The organism is Agrobacterium sp. 22117 (assembly GCF_052045735.1).
Classification (GTDB): Bacteria; Pseudomonadota; Alphaproteobacteria; order Rhizobiales; family Rhizobiaceae; genus Agrobacterium; species Agrobacterium cavarae.
In genome coordinates this window covers 362,461-385,403 of record NZ_JBQEPP010000004.1, presented here as the reverse complement: position 1 = coordinate 385,403, position 22,943 = coordinate 362,461, and the positions used below count along the sequence as shown (strand labels likewise).

At 59.0% G+C, this 22,943-nt stretch carries 20 protein-coding genes and 1 riboswitch; of the genes, 17 read left to right on the top strand and 3 right to left on the bottom strand.

Translation table 11 applies throughout. The features are described 5' to 3' along the window. Positions 1-62 precede the first annotated feature (62 nt). The 8 genes from ACTJKV_RS13795 to ACTJKV_RS13760 all read left to right on the top strand — a co-directional run bounded on the left by ACTJKV_RS13795 (position 63) and on the right by ACTJKV_RS13760 (position 7,522). Positions 63-533: a heme-degrading domain-containing protein gene (locus ACTJKV_RS13795; RefSeq protein ID WP_440598880.1), complete on the top strand. Its 471-nt coding sequence runs from the start codon at positions 63-65 to the stop codon at positions 531-533. Between the two features lie 146 nt (positions 534-679). Continuing rightward, entirely contained in the window at positions 680-1,516 is an 837-nt protein-coding gene (locus tag ACTJKV_RS13790) for a transporter substrate-binding domain-containing protein (protein ID WP_062600269.1), read from the top strand. 23 nt (positions 1,517-1,539) lie between these two features. Then, a complete protein-coding gene (locus ACTJKV_RS13785; RefSeq protein WP_112953227.1) occupies positions 1,540-2,286 on the top strand; it encodes an amino acid ABC transporter permease in 747 nt (248 codons plus the stop codon). 65 nt (positions 2,287-2,351) lie between these two features. After that, positions 2,352-3,065: an amino acid ABC transporter permease gene (locus ACTJKV_RS13780; protein ID WP_313554904.1), complete on the top strand. Its 714-nt coding sequence runs from the start codon at positions 2,352-2,354 to the stop codon at positions 3,063-3,065. A 12-nt stretch (positions 3,066-3,077) separates the two neighbouring features. Continuing rightward, the gene (locus tag ACTJKV_RS13775) at positions 3,078-3,863 is read left to right on the top strand and encodes an amino acid ABC transporter ATP-binding protein (protein ID WP_113226644.1); all 786 of its coding nucleotides are present in this window, start codon (positions 3,078-3,080) and stop codon (positions 3,861-3,863) included. 2 nt (positions 3,864-3,865) lie between these two features. Continuing rightward, positions 3,866-5,206, top strand: a complete 1,341-nt coding sequence (locus tag ACTJKV_RS13770; protein WP_113261460.1) for an MmgE/PrpD family protein — start codon at positions 3,866-3,868, stop codon at positions 5,204-5,206. Positions 5,207-5,221: 15 nt separating this feature from the next. Continuing rightward, a complete protein-coding gene (locus ACTJKV_RS13765) occupies positions 5,222-6,526 on the top strand; it encodes an LLM class flavin-dependent oxidoreductase (protein ID WP_113261459.1) in 1,305 nt (434 codons plus the stop codon). A gap of 129 nt (positions 6,527-6,655) precedes the next feature. After that, positions 6,656-7,522: a D-amino-acid transaminase gene (locus ACTJKV_RS13760; RefSeq protein WP_112520683.1), complete on the top strand. Its 867-nt coding sequence runs from the start codon at positions 6,656-6,658 to the stop codon at positions 7,520-7,522. Between the two features lie 16 nt (positions 7,523-7,538). Here ACTJKV_RS13760 and ACTJKV_RS13755 read toward each other — a convergent pair whose 3' ends face one another. Then, positions 7,539-8,411, bottom strand: a complete 873-nt coding sequence (locus ACTJKV_RS13755) for a LysR family transcriptional regulator (RefSeq protein ID WP_376752867.1) — start codon at positions 8,409-8,411, stop codon at positions 7,539-7,541. Positions 8,412-8,585: 174 nt separating this feature from the next. Between ACTJKV_RS13755 and ACTJKV_RS13750 the strand changes: the two genes are divergently transcribed. After that, a complete protein-coding gene (locus ACTJKV_RS13750) occupies positions 8,586-10,097 on the top strand; it encodes an MFS transporter (protein ID WP_312930270.1) in 1,512 nt (503 codons plus the stop codon). Here ACTJKV_RS13750 and ACTJKV_RS13745 read toward each other — a convergent pair. Further along, complete coding sequence (locus ACTJKV_RS13745) at positions 10,087-11,619, bottom strand: serine hydrolase domain-containing protein (RefSeq protein ID WP_113261458.1); 1,533 nt, start codon at positions 11,617-11,619, stop codon at positions 10,087-10,089. The genes ACTJKV_RS13750 and ACTJKV_RS13745 overlap by 11 nt on opposite strands. 110 nt (positions 11,620-11,729) lie before the next feature. Here ACTJKV_RS13745 and ACTJKV_RS13740 point away from each other — a divergent pair, with 110 nt between their 5' ends. The 5 genes from ACTJKV_RS13740 to ACTJKV_RS13720 all read left to right on the top strand — a co-directional run bounded on the left by ACTJKV_RS13740 (position 11,730) and on the right by ACTJKV_RS13720 (position 19,635). Then, the gene (locus tag ACTJKV_RS13740) at positions 11,730-12,767 is read left to right on the top strand and encodes a dipeptidase (RefSeq protein ID WP_113261457.1); all 1,038 of its coding nucleotides are present in this window, start codon (positions 11,730-11,732) and stop codon (positions 12,765-12,767) included. 146 nt (positions 12,768-12,913) lie between these two features. Further along, a complete protein-coding gene (mprF, locus tag ACTJKV_RS13735) occupies positions 12,914-15,514 on the top strand; it encodes a bifunctional lysylphosphatidylglycerol flippase/synthetase MprF (protein WP_440598879.1) in 2,601 nt (866 codons plus the stop codon). Continuing rightward, positions 15,511-16,875: a virulence factor family protein gene (locus tag ACTJKV_RS13730; RefSeq protein WP_113261456.1), complete on the top strand. Its 1,365-nt coding sequence runs from the start codon at positions 15,511-15,513 to the stop codon at positions 16,873-16,875. The genes mprF and ACTJKV_RS13730 overlap by 4 nt, the downstream gene beginning before the upstream one ends. Before the next feature lie 190 nt (positions 16,876-17,065). Further along, positions 17,066-18,208: a M24 family metallopeptidase gene (locus ACTJKV_RS13725; protein WP_440598878.1), complete on the top strand. Its 1,143-nt coding sequence runs from the start codon at positions 17,066-17,068 to the stop codon at positions 18,206-18,208. A gap of 89 nt (positions 18,209-18,297) precedes the next feature. Continuing rightward, positions 18,298-19,635, top strand: coding sequence for a telomere resolvase (locus ACTJKV_RS13720; RefSeq protein WP_440598877.1), 1,338 nt, complete (start codon positions 18,298-18,300; stop codon positions 19,633-19,635). Positions 19,636-19,706: 71 nt separating this feature from the next. Here the strand turns inward: ACTJKV_RS13720 and ACTJKV_RS13715 are convergent, their stop codons facing one another. Continuing rightward, on the bottom strand, positions 19,707-20,375 hold the full coding sequence (locus ACTJKV_RS13715; protein WP_313554803.1) for a CHASE3 domain-containing protein: 669 nt from the start codon (positions 20,373-20,375) through the stop codon (positions 19,707-19,709). Between the two features lie 209 nt (positions 20,376-20,584). Continuing rightward, positions 20,585-20,687, top strand: a riboswitch (TPP riboswitch). Positions 20,688-20,758: 71 nt separating this feature from the next. Here ACTJKV_RS13715 and ACTJKV_RS13710 point away from each other — a divergent pair. The 3 genes from ACTJKV_RS13710 to thiD are packed head-to-tail and all read left to right on the top strand — an operon-like array spanning position 20,759 to position 22,939. Beyond that, on the top strand, positions 20,759-21,496 hold the full coding sequence (locus tag ACTJKV_RS13710; RefSeq protein WP_440598876.1) for a hydroxyethylthiazole kinase: 738 nt from the start codon (positions 20,759-20,761) through the stop codon (positions 21,494-21,496). Next, on the top strand, positions 21,483-22,142 hold the full coding sequence (gene thiE, locus ACTJKV_RS13705) for a thiamine phosphate synthase (protein WP_440598875.1): 660 nt from the start codon (positions 21,483-21,485) through the stop codon (positions 22,140-22,142). The genes ACTJKV_RS13710 and thiE overlap by 14 nt, the downstream gene beginning before the upstream one ends. Next, entirely contained in the window at positions 22,139-22,939 is an 801-nt protein-coding gene (thiD, locus tag ACTJKV_RS13700; RefSeq protein WP_440598874.1) for a bifunctional hydroxymethylpyrimidine kinase/phosphomethylpyrimidine kinase, read from the top strand. Before thiE ends, thiD begins: the two co-directional genes overlap by 4 nt. Positions 22,940-22,943 lie beyond the last annotated feature (4 nt).

Here is a 22,943-nt window from a genome sequence, read left to right as displayed (position 1 = left end):
GGTTGCTCCTCCTATTCAATCCCCCATCTTGAGCGCGAAAGCGTCGACCCGAGGACGTGATGATGCACAATAGCAAGCCGACGATCGAGAGCGTGAAGGCCGAAGAAGCGGCCCTGCAGGTTCCAACATTTCACTACGACTTTGCCTGGACGCTCGGAAGCCTGATCCGGCAGAAGGCGGCGGAGAGAAAACACCCTGTGGCCGTCGAGGTCAGGCACGGAAACGACGTGGTGTTTGCAACGCTTTTGCCTGGAGCGACCATCGATAATTTCGGCTGGACCCGTCGCAAATGCGCTGTCGTGCACCGCTTCCACCGCAGCTCTCTTCGCGTGCGGCTCGAAGCTGAGGCCAAGGGCTATGACTTCAATGCGAAATTTGGCTTGCCCGTGACTGATTATGTGGCAAGCGGCGGCGGTTTTCCGCTGATCCTGCAGGGCGGTACGCTCGTCGGGTCCGTTGCCGTCAGTGGACTCCCCGATATAGAGGATCACGCCCTGATCGTGGAAAGCCTTCGCGAACTGCTGAGTATCTGACGGCAGCCGCTTGATTGGGGGCAGCGTTGCGAAAGGCGCCGCTCGAAGAAAGAACGCTTTTCTGCATTCTTGCTAAAATGAAGAATGGCGTTCCTCGTGAGGCCTTGGCCGTTCGATTATGTTTCGCGGCGAAATAGGAGCCTCCCATGTTCGTCAAAGCCTTCACCAAAGCTGTCTTCGCCCTTTCCATCTCACTTGCGACACTGGCAGCGACTGAGGCTTCCGCGGATGCCACGCTTGATCGCATCAAGGGCCGCGGCAAGCTGACTGTCGGCGTCATCTTGTCCGGCGCGCCATTTGGTTACATCGATCCGGCGTCGCAGGAGCAGAAGGGGTACAATGTCGATCTCGCCAAGGCCCTGGCGGCCGATCTCGGCGTCGAACTTGAGACCGTGACGGTGACACCGCCGAACCGCGTTCAGTTCCTGCAGCAGGGCAAGGTCGATATCCTGATCGCCAATATGCAGTACACGGAAGATCGCGCGAAGATTCTTGACTACGTTCCGACCCCTTATGATCGCGCTGGCGGCGCGGCGGTGGTGCGTAAGGATAGCGGACTGAAGGACTGGGCCGATTTGAAAGGCAAGCCGGTTTGCATTTCGCAGGGATCCAACTATGCACAGCCATTGGCGGAAGAATACGGCGCAATCGTCAAGGGCCTGCCAAGCCAGCCAGAATCGCTTCTGGCACTTCAGGGCGGCAACTGCGTTGCAGCCGTGCATGTGGGCGCAACCGTCGGCCTTCTTCTCGTGGACCGCGCCGATGAATGGAAGGATTACGCCATCCCCTTCCCAACCGAGCTCATCCCTTCCGACTCCGTTATCTGGCTGCGCAAGGGCGAAAGCGACACGCAGGCAGCGCTCGACAACAGCGTCAAAAAGCTTCACGCGTCCGGCAAGCTGCTTGAAATGGCCAAAGCGAACCGCCTGCTGAATACCAAGTATCTCGAGGAAGAAAAGACCAAGCTTTCTGCCGCGCAGTAAGCGGAAGGCAGCGGTAGCGCTCCATGCAAGACATGAATCCGACCAGCCTGTTCGTCGATCTGACGGGCAGGCTGGGTCTCAATTACGAATTTCTCCTGACCGGCTATGAAGCGCAGATCTGGCGCGACGGCTTTCTGACGACCCTCTATCTCGTAGCCGTCACTATTCCGGTCAGCCTGTGCTTCGGTGTCATCTTTGCGGCTTGCCTGACGTCTGGCAGGTCCTGGCTGTCGACGCCTGTGCGCGCCTTCGTGGAGCTTACCCGCAACACGCCGACGCTGGTGCAGTTGATGTTCAGCTTCCTCGTGCTCAACACCGTCGTGTCCAACATGGTCGGGGGTGCGGTCAACAATCCGCTGTCACCATTTTTCTGGGTGGTTGCCGTGGTGGGACTGCATGTCGCAGCCCTGCATGCGGAAGCGATCCGAGGCGGCATCGAGGCGGTTCCCGCATCGATGATCGAAGCCGCGCGAGGCATGGGTTTCAGCCAGTTCGAAATTCTCCGCTATGTGCAGATCCCGCTTGCACTCCGCTCCTCGCTGCCAGCGATCGTCAATGGGCTGATCAGCCTCGTCAAATCGACGACTGTCGGCAACGCGATCGCGGTCAGCGAAATCACCTACGCCTCCATCATGGTCTGGACGCAGCGCGACAATGTCGTCGAACTGATGATCGTGCTGCTCGCCTTCTTCAGCCTGATAAACTTCCTCATCGCCCGCCTCGGCACATGGGTAGAACGCAAGCTGGCAGTTCCGGGGTATGGGCTATGAGTATAGTCACCTTACAACAAACAGGGTCCAGCGGCGGCATTCTGCGCTATATCGGCTTTGTTGCCATGCCGCTTCTGGTGGTCATCTGGTCGCTGCTCGATCCCACACTTGGTGCCGAGTTGGTGAAGTGGGTGCCCTATCTCGCTTCCGGCTTCTGGATGAACATCGTCATCACGTTCTCTGCTGTGACGCTGGGGACCGTGGCGGGTGTGCTTCTTGGCCTCATGCAACTGGCGCCGCTTTGGCTCATCCGCTGGCCGGCGGCGATCTATGTGCAGATTTTCCGCAATGCGCCGGCACTCGTGCTGATCTTCGCTACCACCTACATCTTTCCCTTCGAGATCGTCGCCTTCGGCCACTACCTGCCCTTTCCAGATTGGATCAAGGCGGTGATCGGCCTCGGCATCCTGGCTAGCGCCTACATTGCCGAGATTACGCGCGGGGCAGTGCTTTCCATTCCGACAACGCAGTGGGAGGCAACCAAGGGGCTCGGCTTCTCAAGGTTACAGGCGCTGCGCTTCGTCATCCTGCCACAATGCATCAGACGGTCTCTGCCGCCCTGGATGAATGTCGCCTCTTCGATTGCCATGGGGACATCACTTGCGTCGCTCGTCGGTGTTCACGAACTCATGCACGCCGCGACCGATGCCAGCACCGCCGTGCGCCGGCTGGACTTCACCGTCATCGCCTATGTCGTGGTCATGGCCGCCTTTTTCACGCTTTGCTACCCGCTTTCTCGACTGACGCGCCGCCTCGAGCAGCGCTTCAATGCGGGTTGAAGGATTTCGATCATGACCACATCCACCGACACCGCGATCGTAAAACTGGAGGACGTTCATCTCGCCTTCGGACAGACCGAGGTTCTGAAGGGCATCGATCTCACCGTCAACAAGGGCGATGCCGTCTCGATCATCGGCCCCTCGGGCTCGGGAAAGTCGACGCTTCTTCGCTGCATCAACGCGCTCGTCACGCCGCAGAAGGGCCGCATCACCGTGGCTGGCACGCGCGTGGATGAGCTGACAAAGGAAAGCGAACGCATCGCGCTACGCAAGCGCGTCGGCATCGTCTTCCAGCAGTACAATCTCTTCCCGCATCTGACCGTGCTCGACAACATTGTGCTGGCACCGACCCGCATCTTAGGCGCGGACCGCGGAGCGACCGTCAAGCTTGCACGCGAGTTGCTGGAAAAGGTGCGACTTTCGGAAAAGGCCGACGCCTATCCAGGCCAGTTGTCGGGCGGCCAGCAGCAGCGTGTGGCGATTGCCAGGGCTTTGGCGATGAAGCCGGAGCTTGTGCTCTTCGACGAGGTAACATCGGCGCTCGATCCGGAAACGGTCGGCGAAGTTCTCTGGGTCATCCGCGACCTGATCCGCGATGGGATGACCAGCATTCTGGTCACGCATGAGATGCGTTTCGCCGAAGAAATCAGCGATACAGTCATCTTCACTGAAAATGGCCGGGTGGTGGAGCACGGTTCGCCGAAGCACATCTTCCACGAGTCGCAAAATCCCCGCATCCGCCAATTTGTCGGCGGTCTTTCCGGCGGGCGCTCCGTTCGCGATGGCGAAGGGATCTGACCATGTCCAAGGCCATTGTCACCGAAGCCTTTGCCACGGCAATCAGCAACGCCGATCCCCGCCAGGATAGTGCGGCCATGGAAGCCGCGCGGATAGCGATTATCGATTTTCTGGCATGTGCCATCGCCGGCGCCAATGACCGTACAACGGATATCCTCGCCAAGGCAGTGGGCGTCGATCTTCCAGGCAACGCGATCCTCATCGGCAGAGCCGCAAAGACGAACCCTCTCACGGCTGCGGTCATCAATGGTTACGCGGGCCACGTACTGGATTATGACGATGTTCATTCCAGCGTGCGCGGCCATCCGACCACCGTCATTCTACCAGCTCTCCTGGCATTCGTCGCCGATGAGGGCGTAAGGGCAGAAGCCCTAGTTGCGTCCTACATCGTCGGGCTGGAAGCAATGGCGCGGCTCGGATTGTCTCTCGGTTCCAGGCACTACGAAAATGGCTTCCACGCAACCGCTACGCTTGGCCCGATCGGCGTTGCCGCTGCCATCAGCCATCTCACCGGCGCTGCCTCCGAAAAGACCGCGATCGCGCTTGGGCTTGCCGCAACCCAGGCCTCCGGCCTGCGCCTGCAATTCGGCTTCGATGCCAAGCCCTACCATGCCGGAATGGCGGCGCGCTCCGGCCTGCTTGCTGCCCGGCTGGCGGCGGCTGGCTTCAGCGGCGCGCCCGATTTTCTCGACAACCCAACCGGTTTCTACTCCGCTTACGGCTTCGGTGCCTCTCGGCCGGAACTGGCGACCGAAAACTGGGGCGCTCCGTGGCAGATAGCATCGCCCGGCCTGACGCTGAAAGCCTATCCCTGCTGCACGGCAAGTCATCCGGTCGCATCCCTCGGCATCGAGCTTCAGCACGAAGGTCTGGCTGCGGATCAGGTGGAAGCTGTTACGTTCACCTATCCGCCAGGCGCGGACGCGGCTCTTGTGGTCACAAAGCCGGAAAACGGTATCGAAGCCCGTTTCAGTCCGGAATATGTGTTTGCTGCCGCCCTGCTGGATGGGGCGCTGAGACTTGATCATTTCGACGAAAGATCGGTCGAAGATCGCATTATGGCGCTTGCACTCAAAGCCAGCCGCCGCCATGACAATGCCGCTCCGCGCATGTCGAGCGATCCCAGCACACGCTTCGTCCTTCTGGATGTCGCGCTCAAGGATGGCACTAACATCCACCGTCGTTTCGACGGCTTGCCAAGCCTCACCGACCCCGAACAAAAATTCAAGAATGCGACTTCAGGGCGCTCGGCTTTCGCCGATATTCCCGAACTCGTTCGCAGCATGGAAAGCGAGGCCGATCTCGCCTGCCTTCTGTCCCTGCTCAACCAGACCTCCCTCTGACGAAAGACGTATGCCATGACTGCCAAGCGACAAATCCACCTCGGCCTGTTTCTCCAGGGCGCAGGCCATCACGTCTCCGGCTGGCGGCACCCAAAAGCGGAAGCCGGAAGCGAGAATTTCGACCTGCTTCGCCGCGTCACGCAAGCCGCCGAGCAGGCGAAGTTCGACATGGTATTCCTAGCGGACGGCTTGACCAGCGGCGTCGATGCCCATCCGTCCACGATCGCCCGTTTCGAACCTCTGACGCTGCTTGCAGCACTTGCACTCGTTACCGACAAGATCGGTCTTGCCGCAACATCCTCCACCACCTACGGGGAACCCTACCATACAGCCCGAGCCTTCTCCTCGATCGATCATCTCAGCCACGGTCGCGCCGCATGGAATATCGTCACGACCTCCTATGCCCGCACGGCCAACAACTTCTCGAAGTCGCATCCCGCGCATGACGAGCGCTATGCGGTGGCGGAAGAGTTCGTCGATGTGGTTCGCGGTCTCTGGGACAGCTGGGATGATGACGCCTTCATCAAGGACAAGCAGAGCGGCATCTATGCCGATCCGAACAAGGTACATATGCTGGACCACCAGGGTCAATATTACTCGGTTAAAGGCCCACTCAACATTCCGCGCTCGCCCCAGGGCCACCCTATCCTGATCCAGGCCGGCTCCTCCGGTCCGGGCCAGGATCTTGCGGCCCGTACCGCCGATGTCGTGTTTACCGCGCAGCAAAGCCTTGCGGAAGCGCAAGGGTTCTACAAGAGCCTGAAATCACGCGTCGAGAAATTCGGCCGTCCTGCTGATGCCGTTGCTATCATGCCGGGCTTCCTGCCGGTGATTGGGCGCACGTCGAAAGAAGCGGCGGAAAAACTGGCAGAGCTCGACCAGTGGACGGAGCTGAAAAGCGCCATGCCGCTGCTCGAAGAGCGTATCGGTCACAGCCTCGCAGACTACGATCCAGACGGTCCCTTGCCGGATCTGCCCATTTCCGATCAGTTGCGCAGTCGGGCCGAGCTTTTGACCGCACTTGCCCGACGCGAGAACCTGACGATCCGCCAGCTGGCCCTTCGGGTGGCTGCCGGACGCGGGCACCATATCGTGCTCGGCACGCCGGTCGATGTCGCGGACCGGATGCAGGAATGGTTCGAAACCCGCGCCGCCGACGGCTTTAACGTCATGCCGCCCTTCTTCCCGGAGGGCCTGGAAGACTTCACGCAACTGGTTGTGCCCATTCTGCAGGAGCGCGGGCTGTTCCGAACCGACTATACAGGCTCGACCCTGCGCGATCATCTTGGTCTGGCGCGTCCGGCACTCACCTCGGTCTGATCTCGTTTCAGACTGCTATACGCACTGGCTCGAAGCCTCCGGTTCTGAACCGCCAGCCTTGCATACTGATGCCCGCAATGCCAGACAGGGAGGACAGCTGGTAGGCATAGGGCAAGCATAGGCAGGATCATGGACAGAACGGTTTATCTCAATGGCGCATGGGTTGCGGAAGGCGACGCGAAAGTTTCGGTCTTCGATCGTGGCTTCCTTTTTGCCGACGCGATCTATGAAGTGACGGCGATTATTCACGGCAAGCTCGTCGATTATCCCGGCCACCTCGCCCGTCTGAAACGATCGCTCGATGCGCTCGGCATCGCCAAGCCGGTGGCGGAAGCCGAATTGCTGGACCTGCACAAGGAGATCGCAAGACGCAACGGCATCGAGGACGGCCTGATTTACTTGCAGGTTTCCCGCGGCGTTCAGGATCGCGACTTCGTCTTTCCTGAAGCCATGGAGCCGACCTTCGTGATGTTCACCCAGACCAAGAAGGTGCTGGACAATCCGAAGTGGAAGACCGGTCTTTCCGTCAAGACGGTGCCCGAGGGCCGCTGGTCGGACCGGCAGATCAAGACCGTCCAGCTTCTTTACTCATCGCTTCGCAAGACGGAAGCCAATCGCCAAGGTTACGACGACGTTCTGTTTGTCGAAAACGGCCATATCACCGAAGCAAGCTCTGCGAATTTCCACATCGTCACGCAAGAGGGCGTTCTGGTCACACGCGATCTGTCGAACGCGCTGCTGCACGGCATCACCCGCGGCTCCATTCTTCATCTCGCAAGGAAGGCGGATCTCAAGGTGGAAGAGCGCGCTTTCACCCCGGAAGAAGCCAAAGCCGCTTCTGAGGCTTTCGTGACATCTGCAACGAGCTTCGTCACGTCCGTGGTCAAGATGGATGGCGACACAATCGGCAATGGTGAAGTTGGCCCGATCAGCCGCCGTCTGCTGGATATCTATATTCGCGAGCAGCTCTCAGCGGGTATTCCGATCGCGGGTTAAAGACGTCTTCTCTCGATCAGGCGCTTGCGAGGCTGATCCGCCGGTTACTGGATTTACGATGTTCACTGAAGGCTGCGGTAATCGCCCGCAGCGTTTCCCGCGTCTTGGCATCCGTGAGTGAGGAGTGCAGCGTGATCGATAGCGAGGGAATGCGCGGCAGGCCGAGCGCATGCCCGACGTCGATCATGTCCGGCGTTGCCAATCGGCAGGGAAATGCCGCCACGGCAAGTCCAGCAGAAAGCGCGGCAGTGACGGCCGAGGTCCCTCCGATAAACACTTCCGTCCAGGGAATAGATGCGCCGTCCAACAAGCGGGTCGCCACTTCGCGCACCGTGCAGCAGGTCGGATGGCTGGCAAGCGGCAATGGCTCGCCGGCCCGATGCTCGAAATCAGCGGACGCGAACCATCCGAAATGCTCTGGCCCCAGCACCTCGCCGCCTCTCCGGTCATCATCGCTGCGCACGATGATTGCATCAAGCGCGCCCTCCTCGTAGGAGTCGAGAAGCGCACGCGAATTGTCGATCATGACTTCAACCTTGAGGCAGGGATCGAGCGTCTTCAGCTTGGCGAGGAGGATCGGCATCTCCGGTCCCATAATATGAGCGGCAATGCCGAGCCGGAACCGCCGTCGCTCTGCCGTTAGTGCAGCCATTGCACGCTCATGGGCAGCGAGAAATTCTCTCGCTGGTGGCAGGAAGGTTTCGCCTTGCGCCGATAGCCGGACCTGCCTCGGCGTGCGTTCGATCAACCGCTTTCCAAGACGATCTTCGAGCCGCTTGAGCTTCACGCTGACGGCGCCCTGCGTAGAACCAAGAGCTTCCGCCGCGCGTGTGAAGCTCTGATGGTCCGCGATCATCACGAACGCCCGCACGGCATCGACTTCCAGCATCCCGATCATCCATCATATTTTGTTGTTACTGAAATTCCCTGCCATGCAGTTGATGGATGGTCAAGCCTCCGGCACATTGGCTTCGACACAAATCAATCTACAAGGCCGTCGCGCCCAGTCTTCGCTTCCCAATGGATGCGACGCGCCTTGCATTGTCAAAAAGCAGGGCAGACCATGACAACCTATCGACAATCCAGAAATTGTTTCGCGCTCGTCGCCGTATGTCTTTCGGCTCTGATGTTAGGGCTTGAAATTACCAGCATTCCCTCAATCTTGCCGACGCTCGAGAAAGTCCTGTCGGCGGACTTTCAGCAACTCCAATGGATCATGAACGCCTATACGATCGCAATGTGCTCCGTACTGATGGCCATGGGGACGTTGGGCGATCGCTTTGGACGCAAACGGGTCTTCAAGATAGGCATCGCAGTCTTCGCCTTCGCTTCGCTGATTTGCGGGCTGGCGACCAGCGCGCCCCTGTTAATCGCAGCCCGCTTTGTTCAAGGAACCAGTGCAGCGGCGATGCTCGCTTGTCAGGTCGCTGTTTTATCCCATCAATTCCAGGATGGGGCTGAGCGCGGAAAAGCATTTGGATGGTGGGGTATCGTCTTTGGAGTGGGCTTGGGTTTTGGTCCGATCGTCGGGGGAATGCTCATTACACTGACAAGCTGGCACTGGGTTTTTCTTGTCCATGTGGTGATCGCGGTCGCAACCGTCGTCTTCGCGCAGAAAGGCGTCGAAGAATCTGTCGATCCGCACGCGACACGCATCGACATGGGAGGAATGGCAACGCTCTCGCTAGCCGTCTTCGGCATTGTCTATCTCATCACCCAAGGTCAGCAGCTTGGACCGACAAGCCCTCTTGCATTGACCATTCTCGCTATAAGCGCTGCGAGTTTCCTGCTTTTCGTGATCATCGAGATCCGCGTCGCGCGACCTATGTTTGATTTCGGAGCGTTCCGCGTCCGTCGCTTCGCTGGTGCGATCATTGGGTCGAGCGGCATGAATTTGAGCTTCTGGCCCTTCGTCATCTATCTGCCGATCTATCTTCAGGCTGTGCTCGGCTATGATGCGATCGCTGCAGGGATGACCGTGCTGGCCTATACGCTCCCAACCATTGTCGTTCCGCCGCTTGCCGAGCGGCTATTGCTTAAATGGGGTCCGAGACTTGTGATCCCGGTTGGCCTCCTCACTATCGGTGCGGGGTTCATGCTCTTGGTTTTGGTGATCAACAGCGAGCATGCCAGCTGGATGACCTTGCTGCCGGGTTGCGACTTGGCTGGCATCGGATTAGGCCTGACCAATACGCCCGTCACAAACACGGCAACGGGAGCGTTACCGCTGGAACGCAGCGGGATGGCGTCGGGCATGGATATGAGCGCCCGAATGATCTCACTATCCATCAACATTGCGCTGATGGGACTCATCTTGTCGAGCAGTATATCCGGCTACATACTTCGTGCGCTTCCCGATGCACCCTCAGGTTCCACGCTTCGAACGCTAGCAGATATCGTTTCGGCCGGAAACCTCACCGCCATCGAGAACAACGGGGTCTCGCTCACGTTGGCGAAATCGGCGCTGTCGTACGGCATAGGAAGGGTTGCGCTCTATGGCGCGATCTCAGCATTCATCCTGGCCCTAGTCAGCTTCACAATCTTCGGGAACAATCGGACACCCCTTAAACGGTAGCACCAAGCCCATCGCATTTCCGTCGATACTCGATCATCCGGGCGCGGCTTGTCACAAGCTCCACATGATCGTCGCCGAGCGTGTGGAGGCAGACGCGCTTCGTCCACGGGCCATCTTGGATGGTGAAGAGATAGCGCCCATTGCCGAGCGCCATAAGCGGCATGCGCCGGCGAAGGGGCCCAGTGCCCATGATTAGGGTGCCAGCGGCGATGTCGAACTCCGCGCCCTCGTCGGAGCGCCAGCGTCCATCAAGCGTTGGCGGAACGTCTTTGCCAGGCACGACGGGTAGAAACCGTCGCGGCGCATGGCCGACTTCGCCAGCAAGCGTTTCTCCATAAAGGCGAAGACGAACGGGCGAGGACGCTGAGCGAGACGAGACCCAGCCATCACCCTCGTCATAGAGCGTGTCTTCGGCATCGAGAAAGCTGCAGGTGCTGCCCTTGATCTCCAGCCACCAAGGCCCCGTCTCTGTGACGTAGAGACCATCCGGCAGGAACGCTGCTGGTCTCGGCAGCGGCAAGCCCGTCAGTGTCGCCATGCTCTCAAGTGCAATCTTGAACCCGTTGGTGTCCTCACGATTGGAGAGGACGACGAAGCCCGTGCCACTCTCTGGATCGAGCAGGAAATAGCTCTTGTAGCCGGGATGCGATCCGCCGTGGCCGACGAAACGCCTGTCGCCGAGATGCGTCCACCGAAGACCCAGACCATACTCGCTTATCCTGCCATCGGCGAGCGGACGCGGAGCCGACAGTTGATCGAGCACGCCGGTGAAACCATGATCGCCCTTCAACAGGCATTGCAGCCATGCGATGAGCGCCTCGGCACTTCCGGCAAGGCTTCCGGAGGCGGAGAGATGCAGGCCGGCGGCGGACAATTGCCAGCCCTTATCGGATTTCCAATAGCCGGGTGCCAAGCCGATAACAGGATTGTTCCAGACATCCGGCGCGGACAGCGCAAGCCCCAGATGCCTGGCGGTCTCTTGCACGAAGTCGTCGAAACGAAAACCCTTTCGCGCCAGTGCAGCCTCGACCAGTCGGTAGCCGGTATTGGAGTAGGACACTTCCGTACCGGCGGGGAAATTCAGCCTCGTCTGGCGCGCAACATAGTCCAGCAGGGGCTGAGCCTTTGTCTCGCTGTAGACCGACAGGCCAAGCAGCGAGAGGCACTCACGCACGTCCGGCAAACCTCCGCTCATATCCAGCGCCTGGCCGACCGTGACATCGCGTAACGGGGACTGCAGCTCCGGCAGGTGCTCGCCGAGCGGATCATCAAGACCCATCACATCGCTATGGGCGAGGACCATGGCGCAGAACACATGTTTGGTCAGCGACGCATAGCGGGCCACGGTCCTGGACGAGAACGGCGCAAGGGTGGAGAGACTTTCAACGCCGCCAGCATGGGCGAAGCGAATGCCGGAAAGATCGAAGCCGACCACGCAGCCGCCCGGCTCATCGTCGCGCCAATGCGAGACGAAATCTCCAGCTGTTTTCGAAGCGCCAGTCCAGTCCATCGTCATTGTCATCACCCACGTCCTCTTTGTTCCACCAGGCAGCGGAAACCATTCTTGCATTGCATTTGCCCCACTCTCGGGGATAGAGCAAAGACGCGATGACATCAGTTGGAAGCAATCCTATGACCGATCAAACCGTCCTGCCCGTCTTCGATGGGCATAATGATGTTCTGCTGCGATTGAAACTCTCCGGTTATTCAAACCCGGAAGAGCGTTTCATCGAGGGAGACAGCACCGGCCATATCGACCTTCCCAAGGCCAAGAAAGGCGGATTGGCGGGCGGGCTTTGCGCCGTCTACATCCCCTCACCGCGCGGAACCGATGCCAATGGCGATTTCCTGGCCCCGACCCAGCAGACGGCGCTTGCCACAACGCTTGCAATGGCCGGTCTGCTGTTTCGCATCGAAGCGCAGTCGAAGGGCGGGCTTGCGGTCTGCCGCAGCGCTGCGGATATCCGCAACGCCATGGCGCGCGGTTCGTTCGCCTCCGTCTTCCACATCGAAGGTGTCGAAGCCTTCGACGCCGACTTGGAAGCGCTCTATGTTCTGCATCAGGCGGGCCTTCGCACGCTTGGTCCCGTCTGGAGCAGGCCCAATATCTTTGCCTACGGCGTTCCCTTCCGCTTTCCCTCCTCACCCGATATCGGCCCGGGGCTGACGGAGGCGGGGCAGCGTCTCGTCAGGACCTGCAACGAGCTGAAGGTCATGATCGACCTGTCGCATATGAACGAGCAGGGTTTCTGGGATATCGCCAAATTGTCCGACGCGCCGCTGGTCGCCTCGCATTCCAACGCCCATGCGCTCTGCAACCACAGCCGCAACCTGACGGATCGTCAACTCGATGCCATTCGCGACACGGGTGGTCTGGTGGGCATCAACTTCGGCGTCCTTTTCCTGCGTCAGGATGGCATCAAGAACCCGGATACGGATATTCGCGAACTGGTTCGTCATGTGGATTACATCGTCGATCGTATCGGCATCGACCATGTGGCGCTCGGATCCGATTTCGACGGCACGACCATTCCGGCTGCCATGCGTGACGCTTCCGATCTGCCGCTTCTTGTCGATGAACTGCGCAAGGCTGGATACGATCAGGCGTCGCTGGAGAAGATCGGTCACGGCAACTGGCTAAGAGTTTTGGAACGCAGCTGGGGTGCGTAACCCGATATTCTCCCAGCATTTTAGACAAACGACATACTGTAGATAATCTCACAAAGATTATGATTTTTCGTATTTGTGAAACCACAACGAATTACTGTCATAATCCTGTGGTTGGCAAACTGCGCCTCGCTTTCGTGGAACATTAAATGACAGAGAAGAACGACGTCACGCCGATTGAAGAGGCCGAAGATGGCCTGAGCGGCTTTTTCGAACGTTACAAACCCCATCTGACATCGCTTGCGGTCATTGCCGTCTTCGTCATGATGACGGTGACGATCTATCGCCTCACGTCCGAGGTCCGCTACGATGACATCGTCGTCGCCCTTCTCGACACCAGCTGGAAGTCGGCGTTTCTCGCCGTCCTCTTCACGGCGCTGAGCTTCGCTGCCCTGATCTGCTACGATCTGAATGCACTCGAATTTATCGGCAAGCGCCTCAAAAAGCCTTCCGTCATCGCCACGGCCTTCATCGCCTATGCCGTTGGCAACACTGCAGGCTTCGGCCCCTTGAGCGGCGGCGCGATCCGTTTCCGCGCCTATTCGCGCATGGGACTGACGCCATCCGACATCGCCCGCGTCATCGCCTTCGTCACCCTGTCCTTCGGCCTCGGACTTCTGTCCGTCAGTGCGCTCGCAACCTTGATCGTTGCGCCGCGCGTCGCCAGCATCATGGGCGTGGACGCAATCTGGCTTCGCGGTGCCGCAGTCATTGTCATCCTTGTTCTGGCGACGTTGATCTATGTCGGTCGCAATGGGCGCGTCGTTCAGATCCGTCAGCTGAAACTGCGCCTTCCCGATAGCCGCACCTCGTCACGCCAGTTCCTGGTGTCCGCGCTCGATATCGCGGCATCGGCTTCGGTCCTCTATGTGCTCTTGCCGGAAACCAATGTCGGCTGGCCAAGCTTCTTTGCCATCTACGCCACCGCAGTCGGCCTTGGCGTCCTCAGCCACGTGCCGGCAGGTCTTGGCGTTTTCGAAGCGGTGATGGTGGCGGGTCTCGGCAACGCGATCAGCCTCGATCAGCTTCTCGGTGGCCTTGTCCTTTACCGCGTCATCTATCACGTGCTGCCGCTCCTCTTCGCCATCATCCTGATGCTGATCACCGAGATGAAGCAGTTCGCCGCAAAGCCGGTGATGGCCGATATCGGCAATCTCGCCGGTCGGCTGGCGCCCTCGCTTCTCTCGGCCTTTGCCCTGATCCTGGGCGCAATGCTGATCTTCTCCTCCGTGACGCCAACGCCGAACAGCAACCTGGATTTTTTGTCCAACTTCGTGCCGCTTCCCATCATCGAAGCTGCGCACTTTCTCTCCAGTATCCTGGGCCTCGGCCTCGTCGTCGCATCCCGCGGCTTGAGCCAGCGTCTGGATGGCGCATGGTGGGTGGCGCTGGTGGCGGCCGCAGGCGGCCTGTTCCTCTCGCTCATCAAGGCGATCGCGATTTTCGAGGCGATCTTCCTTGGCGTCTTCATCGTCGCGCTCTTCTTCAACATGCGCGCCTTTACCCGCCACGCCTCGCTTCTGCGTCAGGCTCTTGGTCCCACCTGGATTGCTGCGATGGCGGTCATCGTCGCTGGTGCCGCCACGATCCTCCTGTTCGTCTATCGCGATACCGATTACAGCCAGACTTTATGGTGGCAGTTCGAGTTTTCAGAGGAAGCGCCGCGCGGGCTTCGCGCCGTCCTTGGTCTGGTTCTCGCCTCTTCGACCATCGCCATCTTCAGCCTCTTGCGGCCTGTCACCTACCGGCCGGAAGAAATCCAGCCCGAAGACATCGAGAAGGCCACCGATATCGTCGCCAAGCAGGACGTAGCGGACGCCAATCTGGTGCGCATGGGCGACAAGCACATCATGTTCTCGGAAAAGGGCAACGCCTTCATCATGTATGGCATTCGCGGCCGCTCGTGGATCGCGCTGGCCGATCCTGTCGGGGACGAGAGCGAATTTTCCGATCTGATCTGGCAATTTGTCGAGACCGTGCGTGCCAATGGCGGACGTGCTGTCTTCTACCAGATTTCTTCCGCGTCGCTGCCCTATTGCACAGATGCGGGCCTTCGCGCCTTCAAGCTCGGCGAACTCGCGATGATCGATCTCAAGCGCTTCGAACTGAAGGGCGGCAAGCTGGCCAATCTGCGTCAATCGCTGAGCCGCGGCACGCGCGACGGCTTGACCTTTTCAGTTGTCGATACGCCGGATGTCCCAGCCATCTATGACGAGTTGAAGCAAGTCTCCGATTCCTGGCTGGAGCATCACAACACGCGCGAAAAGACCTTTTCGCTCGGCTCCTTCGAGCGCGACTACATCCTGTCTCAGCCGGTTGCGGTTCTGCACAAGGACGGCAAGATCACTGCCTTTGCCAACCTGTTGATGACCGATACCAAGAGCCAGGTGACGGTGGATTTGATGCGCTTTGCACCGGATGCACCGCGTGGCTCCATGGACTTTCTCTTCGTCAGCATCATCGAGCATATGCGTGAACAGGGTTATGCCCAGTTCAACCTCGGCATGGCGCCGCTGTCCGGCATGTCGAAACGCGATGCCGCCCCCGTCTGGGATCGTATCGGCGGCACATTGTTCGAGCACGGCGAGCGGTTTTACAATTTCAAAGGCCTGCGCGCCTTCAAGTCTAAATTTCATCCCAAATGGGAGCCACGTTACGTTGCCGTCTCGAACGGCACCAGCGCCGCGCTGGCTTTGATGGACACAACGGTTCTCATCAGCGGCGGCGTGAGAGGAGTGATCGGTAAATGAGATTTTTGAAACGGCTCACAGGCGCTTTGCTCACGGCAGCGGTTTTGCTGCCTTCACATGCGCCGGCACAGGACGCTCAAAAATACGAAACCGGCATGATCCCCGCCGATCACATTCTGCTGCCCGATGGCGACATCACCTCAACCGTGTTCCTGGTGTCGGACGGCAATGGCTGGGATGAGACCGAACAGAAGGAAGCCGGTGCTCTTCTCGAAAAAGGCGCCGCCGTCGTCGGCATCGATTTTCCGGAATACATCAAGTCGCTCGAGAAAGACGACGACGACTGCGTCTACATGATCTCCGATATCGAACAGCTTGCGCAGGAAATCCAGCGTAAGGCGGGCGTTTCCAATTACAGCCTTCCGATCATTGCCGGCACGGGTGATGGCGGCGCGCTGGTCCTGGCGATGATCGCGCAAAGCCCGGCGGCAACGATCGGCGAGGCTGTCGCGGTCGATCCTGTGGCGAGCATTCCCTTGAAGAAGGTGCTCTGCACACCCGCAACCAAGGATAAGGACGGCGACCGCACCATCTACGGCCTGACGGACGGCCCGCTTCCGGCACCCGTCACCGTGCTGTTCACGCCGAAGGCTGAGGCGAAAGGCCGGGAACATGTCGACGCGCTTTTGAAGGCGCATGCGGACATCGACGTCAAGGATGTGACGGATGATGCGCAGACCGCGCTTATTCAGGTTCTGCAGGACCGGATCGATGCGGCCGCCAATTCCGACAGCCCGCTCGGCCTGCCGCTTACCATTCTCGAAGCCAAGCCGACCATGGATACGATGGCGGTCGTCTATTCCGGCGATGGTGGCTGGCGCGATATCGACAAGGATGTCGGCGACTATCTGCAGAAAGACGGTATTCCCGTCGTCGGTGTCGATTCACTGCGCTACTTCTGGTCCGAGAGAAAACCTCAGGACGTGTCCGACGACCTCGCGCGGATCATCGACACCTATCGCAAGGAATGGAAGGTCAACAACGTTCTTCTGATCGGATATTCTTTCGGCGCCGATATTCTGCCTGCGACCTATAACGGCTTGCCGGAGAAGGATAAGGGGCGTGTGGTGCAGATGAGCCTTCTGTCGCTTTCCCACCAGGTGTCCTACGAGATTTCCGTCGGCGGATGGCTCGGGGTATCCTCGGATGGAGCGGAAGATCCTGTCAACGATCTCGCCAAGATCAATCCAAAGATCGTCCAATGCGTCTACGGCACGGATGATGATGAAAGCGCCTGCCCTGCTCTTAAAGACAAGGGCATGGAACTGATCGGCATTGAGGGCGGCCACCATTTCGATGAGGACTATGAGGCGCTGACCCGCAAGATCGTTGCTTCGCTGAAACAGCGACTGCAAAAATAACGAGGTCTCAGGCGCTACCGTCATCTTGAATACAGTCTGCAGCCTTTGTACTGCTTCTGACGCTGCGTTGCGCGCAAGGGTCTGACCACCTCAACGCGCAACACCGCTCTAGAACAATGACCTGAAGCATGACGCGCACCTGTAAGACATCGCGGACATGCTTTGGGTGTAACAACCAAAGTGTGTGACGATGCAATTTCCAGCCAAGCCCGCTGCCATTTCCGATGCCGAACGCCAGGAGAGGCTTCAGCGCTTGCGGGTGACGATGGGCGAGCAAGGCTTCAGCGCCGTGCTTCTCGGCTCGACGGAAAGTCTGCGCTATTTCACAGGCCTTGTCTGGCACCAGAGCGAACGGCTCCTTGGCGCGCTCATCACCCTGGATGCTCTTCATTACATCGTGCCAGGCTTCGAACAGAGCCGCGTTGACACACTTCCCCATATCGAGGGAGAGGTTCATCTGTGGCAGGAGGAGGAAAGCCCTTCGGCCCTCGTCGCAAGCCTTGCAGGCTCATCCGGCCTGATCGCTCTGGACGACGCCCTACCCCTCTTCATCTATCACAGCCTTGCCGCCAAGGTCGGGCCTGATCGTCTGGTCGATGGCGGCCCAGTGATCCGCGGCCTTCGGCTTCTCAAATCCAGCGCTGAAATTGCCATCATCGACTATGCGATGAGCCTGACGCTGGACGTGCACAAACGCGCCCATGCCATGATGAAGCCAGGCGTGCTGACGTCCGATGTCGTCCGCTTCATCGACGAGCAGCACCGCGAGCTTGGCGGTGAGGGTGGCTCTTCCTTCTGCATCGTCTCCTTTGGCGAAGCGACATCGTTGCCCCATGGCGCCGACGGGGAGCAGACTTTGCAGGCTGGCGACGTCATTCTGGTCGATACAGGGACGCGCATCGACGGCTATCACTCCGACCTGACGCGCACCTATGTGATGGACGAGCCAAGCGCTGATTTCGCTCGCGCCTGGGCTATCGAGCGCGAGGCACAGCAGGCGGTGTTCGATGCCGCACAGCTTGGGGCGCCGTGCGAAAATCTCGATGCGGCAGCCCGCGCCGTCATGGCTCGGCATGGGCTCGGACCGGATTACGCTCTTCCCGGCCTGCCGCATAGGGCGGGCCATGGTCTTGGCCTGGAAATCCACGAAGGACCTTACATCGTGCGCGGCAACACGCAGCCGCTCGTGGCCGGCATGTGCTTCTCCAACGAACCCATGCTGGTCTATCCGCAAAAATTCGGCATCCGTCTTGAGGATCACATCTACATGGCCGCCGATGGCCCACGCTGGTTCACACAGCCTGCCAACTCACCCGTCCACCCTTTCGGTTAAATTCAGAAATACCGCCTCTGTCGCCCCTACATTAGCCCTTGCGTAAAATTTATATATTTTCTATCCCAAGAGAACTTGAGGAGGAATCGATGTCCGTCGCGGAAAAAAGAAAAACAAAAACGCCCATTTTGGCCGATCGCATCGCCGACTTCGTTGAGAAGATCAAAACAACGCGCAAGGACGACGGCAGCTTCGACACGAAAGCAATCGGACGTCTATGGGACGACGAGGTCCGTTTCCATTTCGAAAACGGCAGAACCGCCAAGACGCTTGAGCTTTACATCGTCAAGTACCGCTATGCGCTGAAAGACGCCTTCGGGCCGAAGACGACACCGCTTGCCATCTGCAACATGAAAAAGCTGCGCGAGCGTCTCGATACCTACATAGCGCGAGGCGATTACCCGCAAAGCGGGGTGGCGATGTCGATCGTGGAGAAGATCGAAAGAGCCGAGCACAACACGGCTGGCCGCAAACCCCGCTTCCTGCTGCGCGTTTCGGACTTCATCTCCGCTATCAATGGGGTCAGCACCAAGGGAGAGATGCAGGCGCTGTGGGACAGGGAAATGGACGCCATGACCGGCAGAACACAGGCGACGGTCATCTCCTACATCACGAAATATCGCAATGCCATTCGCGAGGCCTTTGGCGAGCAGCATCCCATGCTGCGCATCGCCGCAGGCACGCCGCAGCTCTACGATGACGCGCGCAAAGCCAAAATGGCGAAGATCGCCACCAAGCACGGCTCGCTGATCACCTTCGAACATTATTCAGAAGTGATGCGACGCTGCCGGCGCTTCCTTCACTCGGAAGACCCGCTGACGATCGGCATCGGCCTGATCGGCACCACCGGTCGGCGTCCCTTCGAAGTCTTCACCCAGGCTGAGTTTACCCCAGCGCCCTATGGCAATGGCGTCTCCAAATGGAGCGTGCTGTTCAACGGGCAGGCGAAGACGAAGCAGGGCGAAGGGACGAAATACGGCATTACCTATGAAATTCCGGTCCTGGAGCAAGCCAAGATCGTGCTCGAGGCCTATCGACGCCTGAGAAACAGCAGCGATGGCAAGCTTTGGCTCGGCATGAATGTGGACGAGTTTTCCACCGATGCGAGACTGCCGCTGCGCGATGCAATGATAGCGAAATTCGAGGACCTCTGGCCGAAAGAAGAGCCGCCGAAGCCCTATGGGCTACGTCACCTCTATGCCGAAATCGCTTATCGCAACTTCGCGCCCGCCAATGTGACGAAGAACAGCTATTTCGCCGCCATCCTCGGCCATAACAACAATGATCTGGAAACGTCGCTCTCCTACATGACCTATGCTTTTCCTGAAGACGAGCATGAATCGAAAGCGCGGGCGGAGCGTGTGGCGGATCGCACGATACGGCAGATGATCACCGTCAATCAGATCCCCGGTATGGCAGGCGAGTAAAGCACAGCGACGCGCATTTTCATGGTCTTGTAGATGATGGGCATCGGCGAACTGGGCATTCCGTAAACGCCTTATGACCGGATCACACGATACCGGCGCGCCAGGTACATCTCGACGCCAGCCCGTGTGAGGAAAGAAGCAAGGCCCACGATGATCGCCACAACCCTGATGCGGAATTCATCGGCCTCGACCTCGGCGTGCCGGGTGTCCAGCAATGTGTGTTCCGTAACGGTGATCTCGCCGATGATATCGCGGATGCGGTCCATCGTTCCGACAGCCATGTAACCGATTTCATTTGTGCGGGCGGCATCTGCACCGACGCCATCATAGAGCGATATTGAGTGCTTCAGCTCTTCAAGCTTCTTCTCGATCAATGCGTCGAGCGCTTTGACGCGGGCAACCTGGTCGGAATTGTCCGATATCCTGGTCATCAAATCGTTCTGAAGCAGGTGCAGGCGCTCCATCGCCTTCTCATACGGCGCGAGATAGCGCTTGTCGCCGCTGACGAGATAGCCCCTCTGTCCCGTCTCGGCATCATCAAGCGCGATCAAGACGTCCTTGGTGGTATCGATCGCTTCATAGGTATGCACCACCATATCGTAATGGTCGCTTAAAAGGTCATGCGTCCATGAGGTGGCAAGGATACCGGCAGCCAAAACGACCCCGACCGGTATTGATCGCAGCAGTGTCGGGAATGTCAGATACTTGTGGCGCAGCGACGTTAAAGACCAGTCAGACATTTACGGGATCATCCAAGCAAGCGCAGTTCAACGTCGTTATATCCGTCCGATGGCAAAAGCGCTAACAGGTTGGCATACACCGTGCCAGGCAGTTCAACGCAACAACAATCAGGAAGTTCAAAGTCGTTCGCCGAATTCGATTGCAGCCATGTGACGTGAACTGGTCTGTCAAACGCCTTGACACGAGGTTCTATTTCTCATTTAGAGTCAGGCATTCCGAGGGGAGCATCGAACGATGCTGAGATGGCGGTGAGCCGGACCCTTGAACCTGATCCGGTTCATACCGGCGTAGGAACGGAACAGTCGCCGTCAGGCACAGCTTTCTTTTCCATGCGTCATGCTTATCCGGGTCCGCTAACGGCGTGTCTGGAGATGAACGGCTGATGGTAAGATTTCCCACCGCAGAAAAAGCGGCAGACCTTCTGGCTCTTGTGCGGGAGCGACGACCGCGTGTCCACTGCCTGATGAATACGGTGGTGCAGAAGTTTACCGCTGACGGCATCACCGCAATCGGCGGCATCCCCTCGATGACATCGTCGGAAGAGGAAATCGAGAGCTTCGTGACGAAGACGGATGCGCTGACGATCAACCTCGGGACGCTGGACGAAGCGCGCCGCAAGGTCATCCGTATCGCCGTCACTATCGCCAATCGCCAAGGCAAACCCTGGATCGTCGATCCGGTCCATTGCGACTACTCCCCTTCACGGCTAGAATTCGCCCATGAATTGAGCCGGCTGCACCCCTCGATCACACGTGGGAACGCGGCAGAAATGGCGGTTATCGGCGACGTCGGTGGTGCATTGCGCATTCAGACGGGAGCGGTGGATAGCTTGAGTGATGTCGACCGCAAGGTCCGGATCGTCAACGGCCATGCCCTGATGGCAAAGGTGACGGGAACCGGATGCCTTTCCGGCGGTATCATTGCCGCCTTCATGGCCGTCGAGCCGGATGCGATGCTGGCTGCAGCATCGGCTCTGACTGTTACCGGCGTTTCCGCAGAGATCGCGGCCAGACATGCCAGCGGACCGGGATCGTTCGAAGTCGCCTTTCTGGACGCGCTCTTCACTCTGAGGAGCGAAGACATTCTCTCCCATGCGAGGATCGAACATGACGAAGATTGATTACCGGCTGAATGCCATTGTCGACGCCTCTCTCAGCGATATCGCTCCGCTTGCCGAGCTTGCAGCTCTGGCAGCACATAACGGTGCAACGATCATCCAATATCGCGACAAGACCGCCTCCACACGCCAGATGATCGACCAGGCAAGAGCCATCGTTGAAGCCCTGAAAGGCACCGGCGTACCGCTGGTGATCAACGATCGATTAGATGTCGCCATGGCAACGGGCGCAGATGGCGTGCATCTCGGCGCAGACGATATGGATGCAGACACAGCAAGGCGCCTTCTCGGTCCCGATGCGATCATCGGGCTCACCGTCAAATCCATGGCTGATGCCCGACACGTCGCGCAAGCACCGGCCGATTATGCCTGCATTGGCGGGGTGTTTGAAACCACCTCCAAGGTTAATCCAGATACGCCGGTCGGCCTTGCAGGGCTAAAGCAAATAAGGACATACCTGCGCAACGAGCGACCAGACCTGCCGGTGGGCGCAATTGCCGGCATCACGCTGGAGCGCGTTCCCGACGTGATTGCAGCAGGTGCCGATGGGGTGGCGCTGATCTCCGCCCTATTCCGCACGGACGATATAGCAACGACGGCCAAGGCGTTTCGCAATGCCGTGGATGAAGCGATGGGAGCACGCCCATGACCGCCATTGCTTTGACCATCGCCGGTTCCGATAGTGGCGGCGGTGCCGGCATTCAGGCCGACCTCAAGACATTCTCCGCTCTTGGTGTCTATGGTGCGAGCGTCATCACCGCCATCACCGCACAGAACACCAAGGGCGTGACCGCGGTTGAAGATATTTCCGCCACGATCATTGCGGCTCAGATGGATGCGGTGTTTTCCGACCTCGATATCAAGGCGATCAAGATCGGCATGGTCTCGCGCACCGACACGATACGAACGATTGCCGAGAGACTGCGCAGCCAGCCCCAACCGGTCGTCCTTGACCCCGTGATGGTGGCGACCTCCGGTGACAGGCTGCTTCAGGAGGAGGCAATCGAAACGCTTCGAAGCGAATTGCTGCCGCAGGCAACGCTTGCCACGCCGAACCTTCCTGAGGCGGCACTGCTGACCGGGACCGGCATCGCCACCGATCGTGCCGCGATGCTGAAACAGGCCGAGATGATCCTGGCGCTTGGTGCGAAGGCTGTCCTGATCAAAGGCGGCCACGGCACCGGATCAAAGAGCGTCGATCTTCTGATTGACGGCGAGACAATTCAAGAATTTGCCATGCCGCGCATCGAGACGAAGAACGACCATGGTACCGGCTGCACGCTCGCGGCAGCGATTGCGGCCCATCTGGCGCTCGGTCTGCCGTTGACGGATGCCGTCGGCCTGTCCAAAGACTATCTCCAAGGTGCGTTGGCAGCAGGCCGCGACCTTAAGGTCGGTCATGGTCACGGGCCGGTTCATCATTTTTACCGCTGGTGGGCGCCCTGACGGG

Coding starts and splice junctions, on each gene's coding strand:
- ACTJKV_RS13745 (WP_113261458.1), bottom strand. CDS start 11,619: ATGACAATGACGATGGACTGGACTGGCGCTTCGAAAACAGCTGGAGAT.
- ACTJKV_RS13710 (WP_440598876.1), top strand. CDS start 20,759: ATGGTAAGATTTCCCACCGCAGAAAAAGCGGCAGACCTTCTGGCTCTT.
- ACTJKV_RS13725 (WP_440598878.1), top strand. CDS start 17,066: ATGCAATTTCCAGCCAAGCCCGCTGCCATTTCCGATGCCGAACGCCAG.
- ACTJKV_RS13755 (WP_376752867.1), bottom strand. CDS start 8,411: ATGCTGGAAGTCGATGCCGTGCGGGCGTTCGTGATGATCGCGGACCAT.
- mprF (WP_440598879.1), top strand. CDS start 12,914: ATGACAGAGAAGAACGACGTCACGCCGATTGAAGAGGCCGAAGATGGC.
- ACTJKV_RS13770 (WP_113261460.1), top strand. CDS start 3,866: ATGTCCAAGGCCATTGTCACCGAAGCCTTTGCCACGGCAATCAGCAAC.
- thiD (WP_440598874.1), top strand. CDS start 22,139: ATGACCGCCATTGCTTTGACCATCGCCGGTTCCGATAGTGGCGGCGGT.
- ACTJKV_RS13790 (WP_062600269.1), top strand. CDS start 680: ATGTTCGTCAAAGCCTTCACCAAAGCTGTCTTCGCCCTTTCCATCTCA.
- ACTJKV_RS13785 (WP_112953227.1), top strand. CDS start 1,540: ATGCAAGACATGAATCCGACCAGCCTGTTCGTCGATCTGACGGGCAGG.
- ACTJKV_RS13740 (WP_113261457.1), top strand. CDS start 11,730: ATGACCGATCAAACCGTCCTGCCCGTCTTCGATGGGCATAATGATGTT.
- ACTJKV_RS13775 (WP_113226644.1), top strand. CDS start 3,078: ATGACCACATCCACCGACACCGCGATCGTAAAACTGGAGGACGTTCAT.
- ACTJKV_RS13760 (WP_112520683.1), top strand. CDS start 6,656: ATGGACAGAACGGTTTATCTCAATGGCGCATGGGTTGCGGAAGGCGAC.
- ACTJKV_RS13720 (WP_440598877.1), top strand. CDS start 18,298: ATGTCCGTCGCGGAAAAAAGAAAAACAAAAACGCCCATTTTGGCCGAT.
- ACTJKV_RS13750 (WP_312930270.1), top strand. CDS start 8,586: ATGACAACCTATCGACAATCCAGAAATTGTTTCGCGCTCGTCGCCGTA.
- thiE (WP_440598875.1), top strand. CDS start 21,483: ATGACGAAGATTGATTACCGGCTGAATGCCATTGTCGACGCCTCTCTC.
- ACTJKV_RS13730 (WP_113261456.1), top strand. CDS start 15,511: ATGAGATTTTTGAAACGGCTCACAGGCGCTTTGCTCACGGCAGCGGTT.
- ACTJKV_RS13795 (WP_440598880.1), top strand. CDS start 63: ATGCACAATAGCAAGCCGACGATCGAGAGCGTGAAGGCCGAAGAAGCG.
- ACTJKV_RS13780 (WP_313554904.1), top strand. CDS start 2,352: ATGCCGCTTCTGGTGGTCATCTGGTCGCTGCTCGATCCCACACTTGGT.
- ACTJKV_RS13765 (WP_113261459.1), top strand. CDS start 5,222: ATGACTGCCAAGCGACAAATCCACCTCGGCCTGTTTCTCCAGGGCGCA.
- ACTJKV_RS13715 (WP_313554803.1), bottom strand. CDS start 20,375: ATGTCTGACTGGTCTTTAACGTCGCTGCGCCACAAGTATCTGACATTC.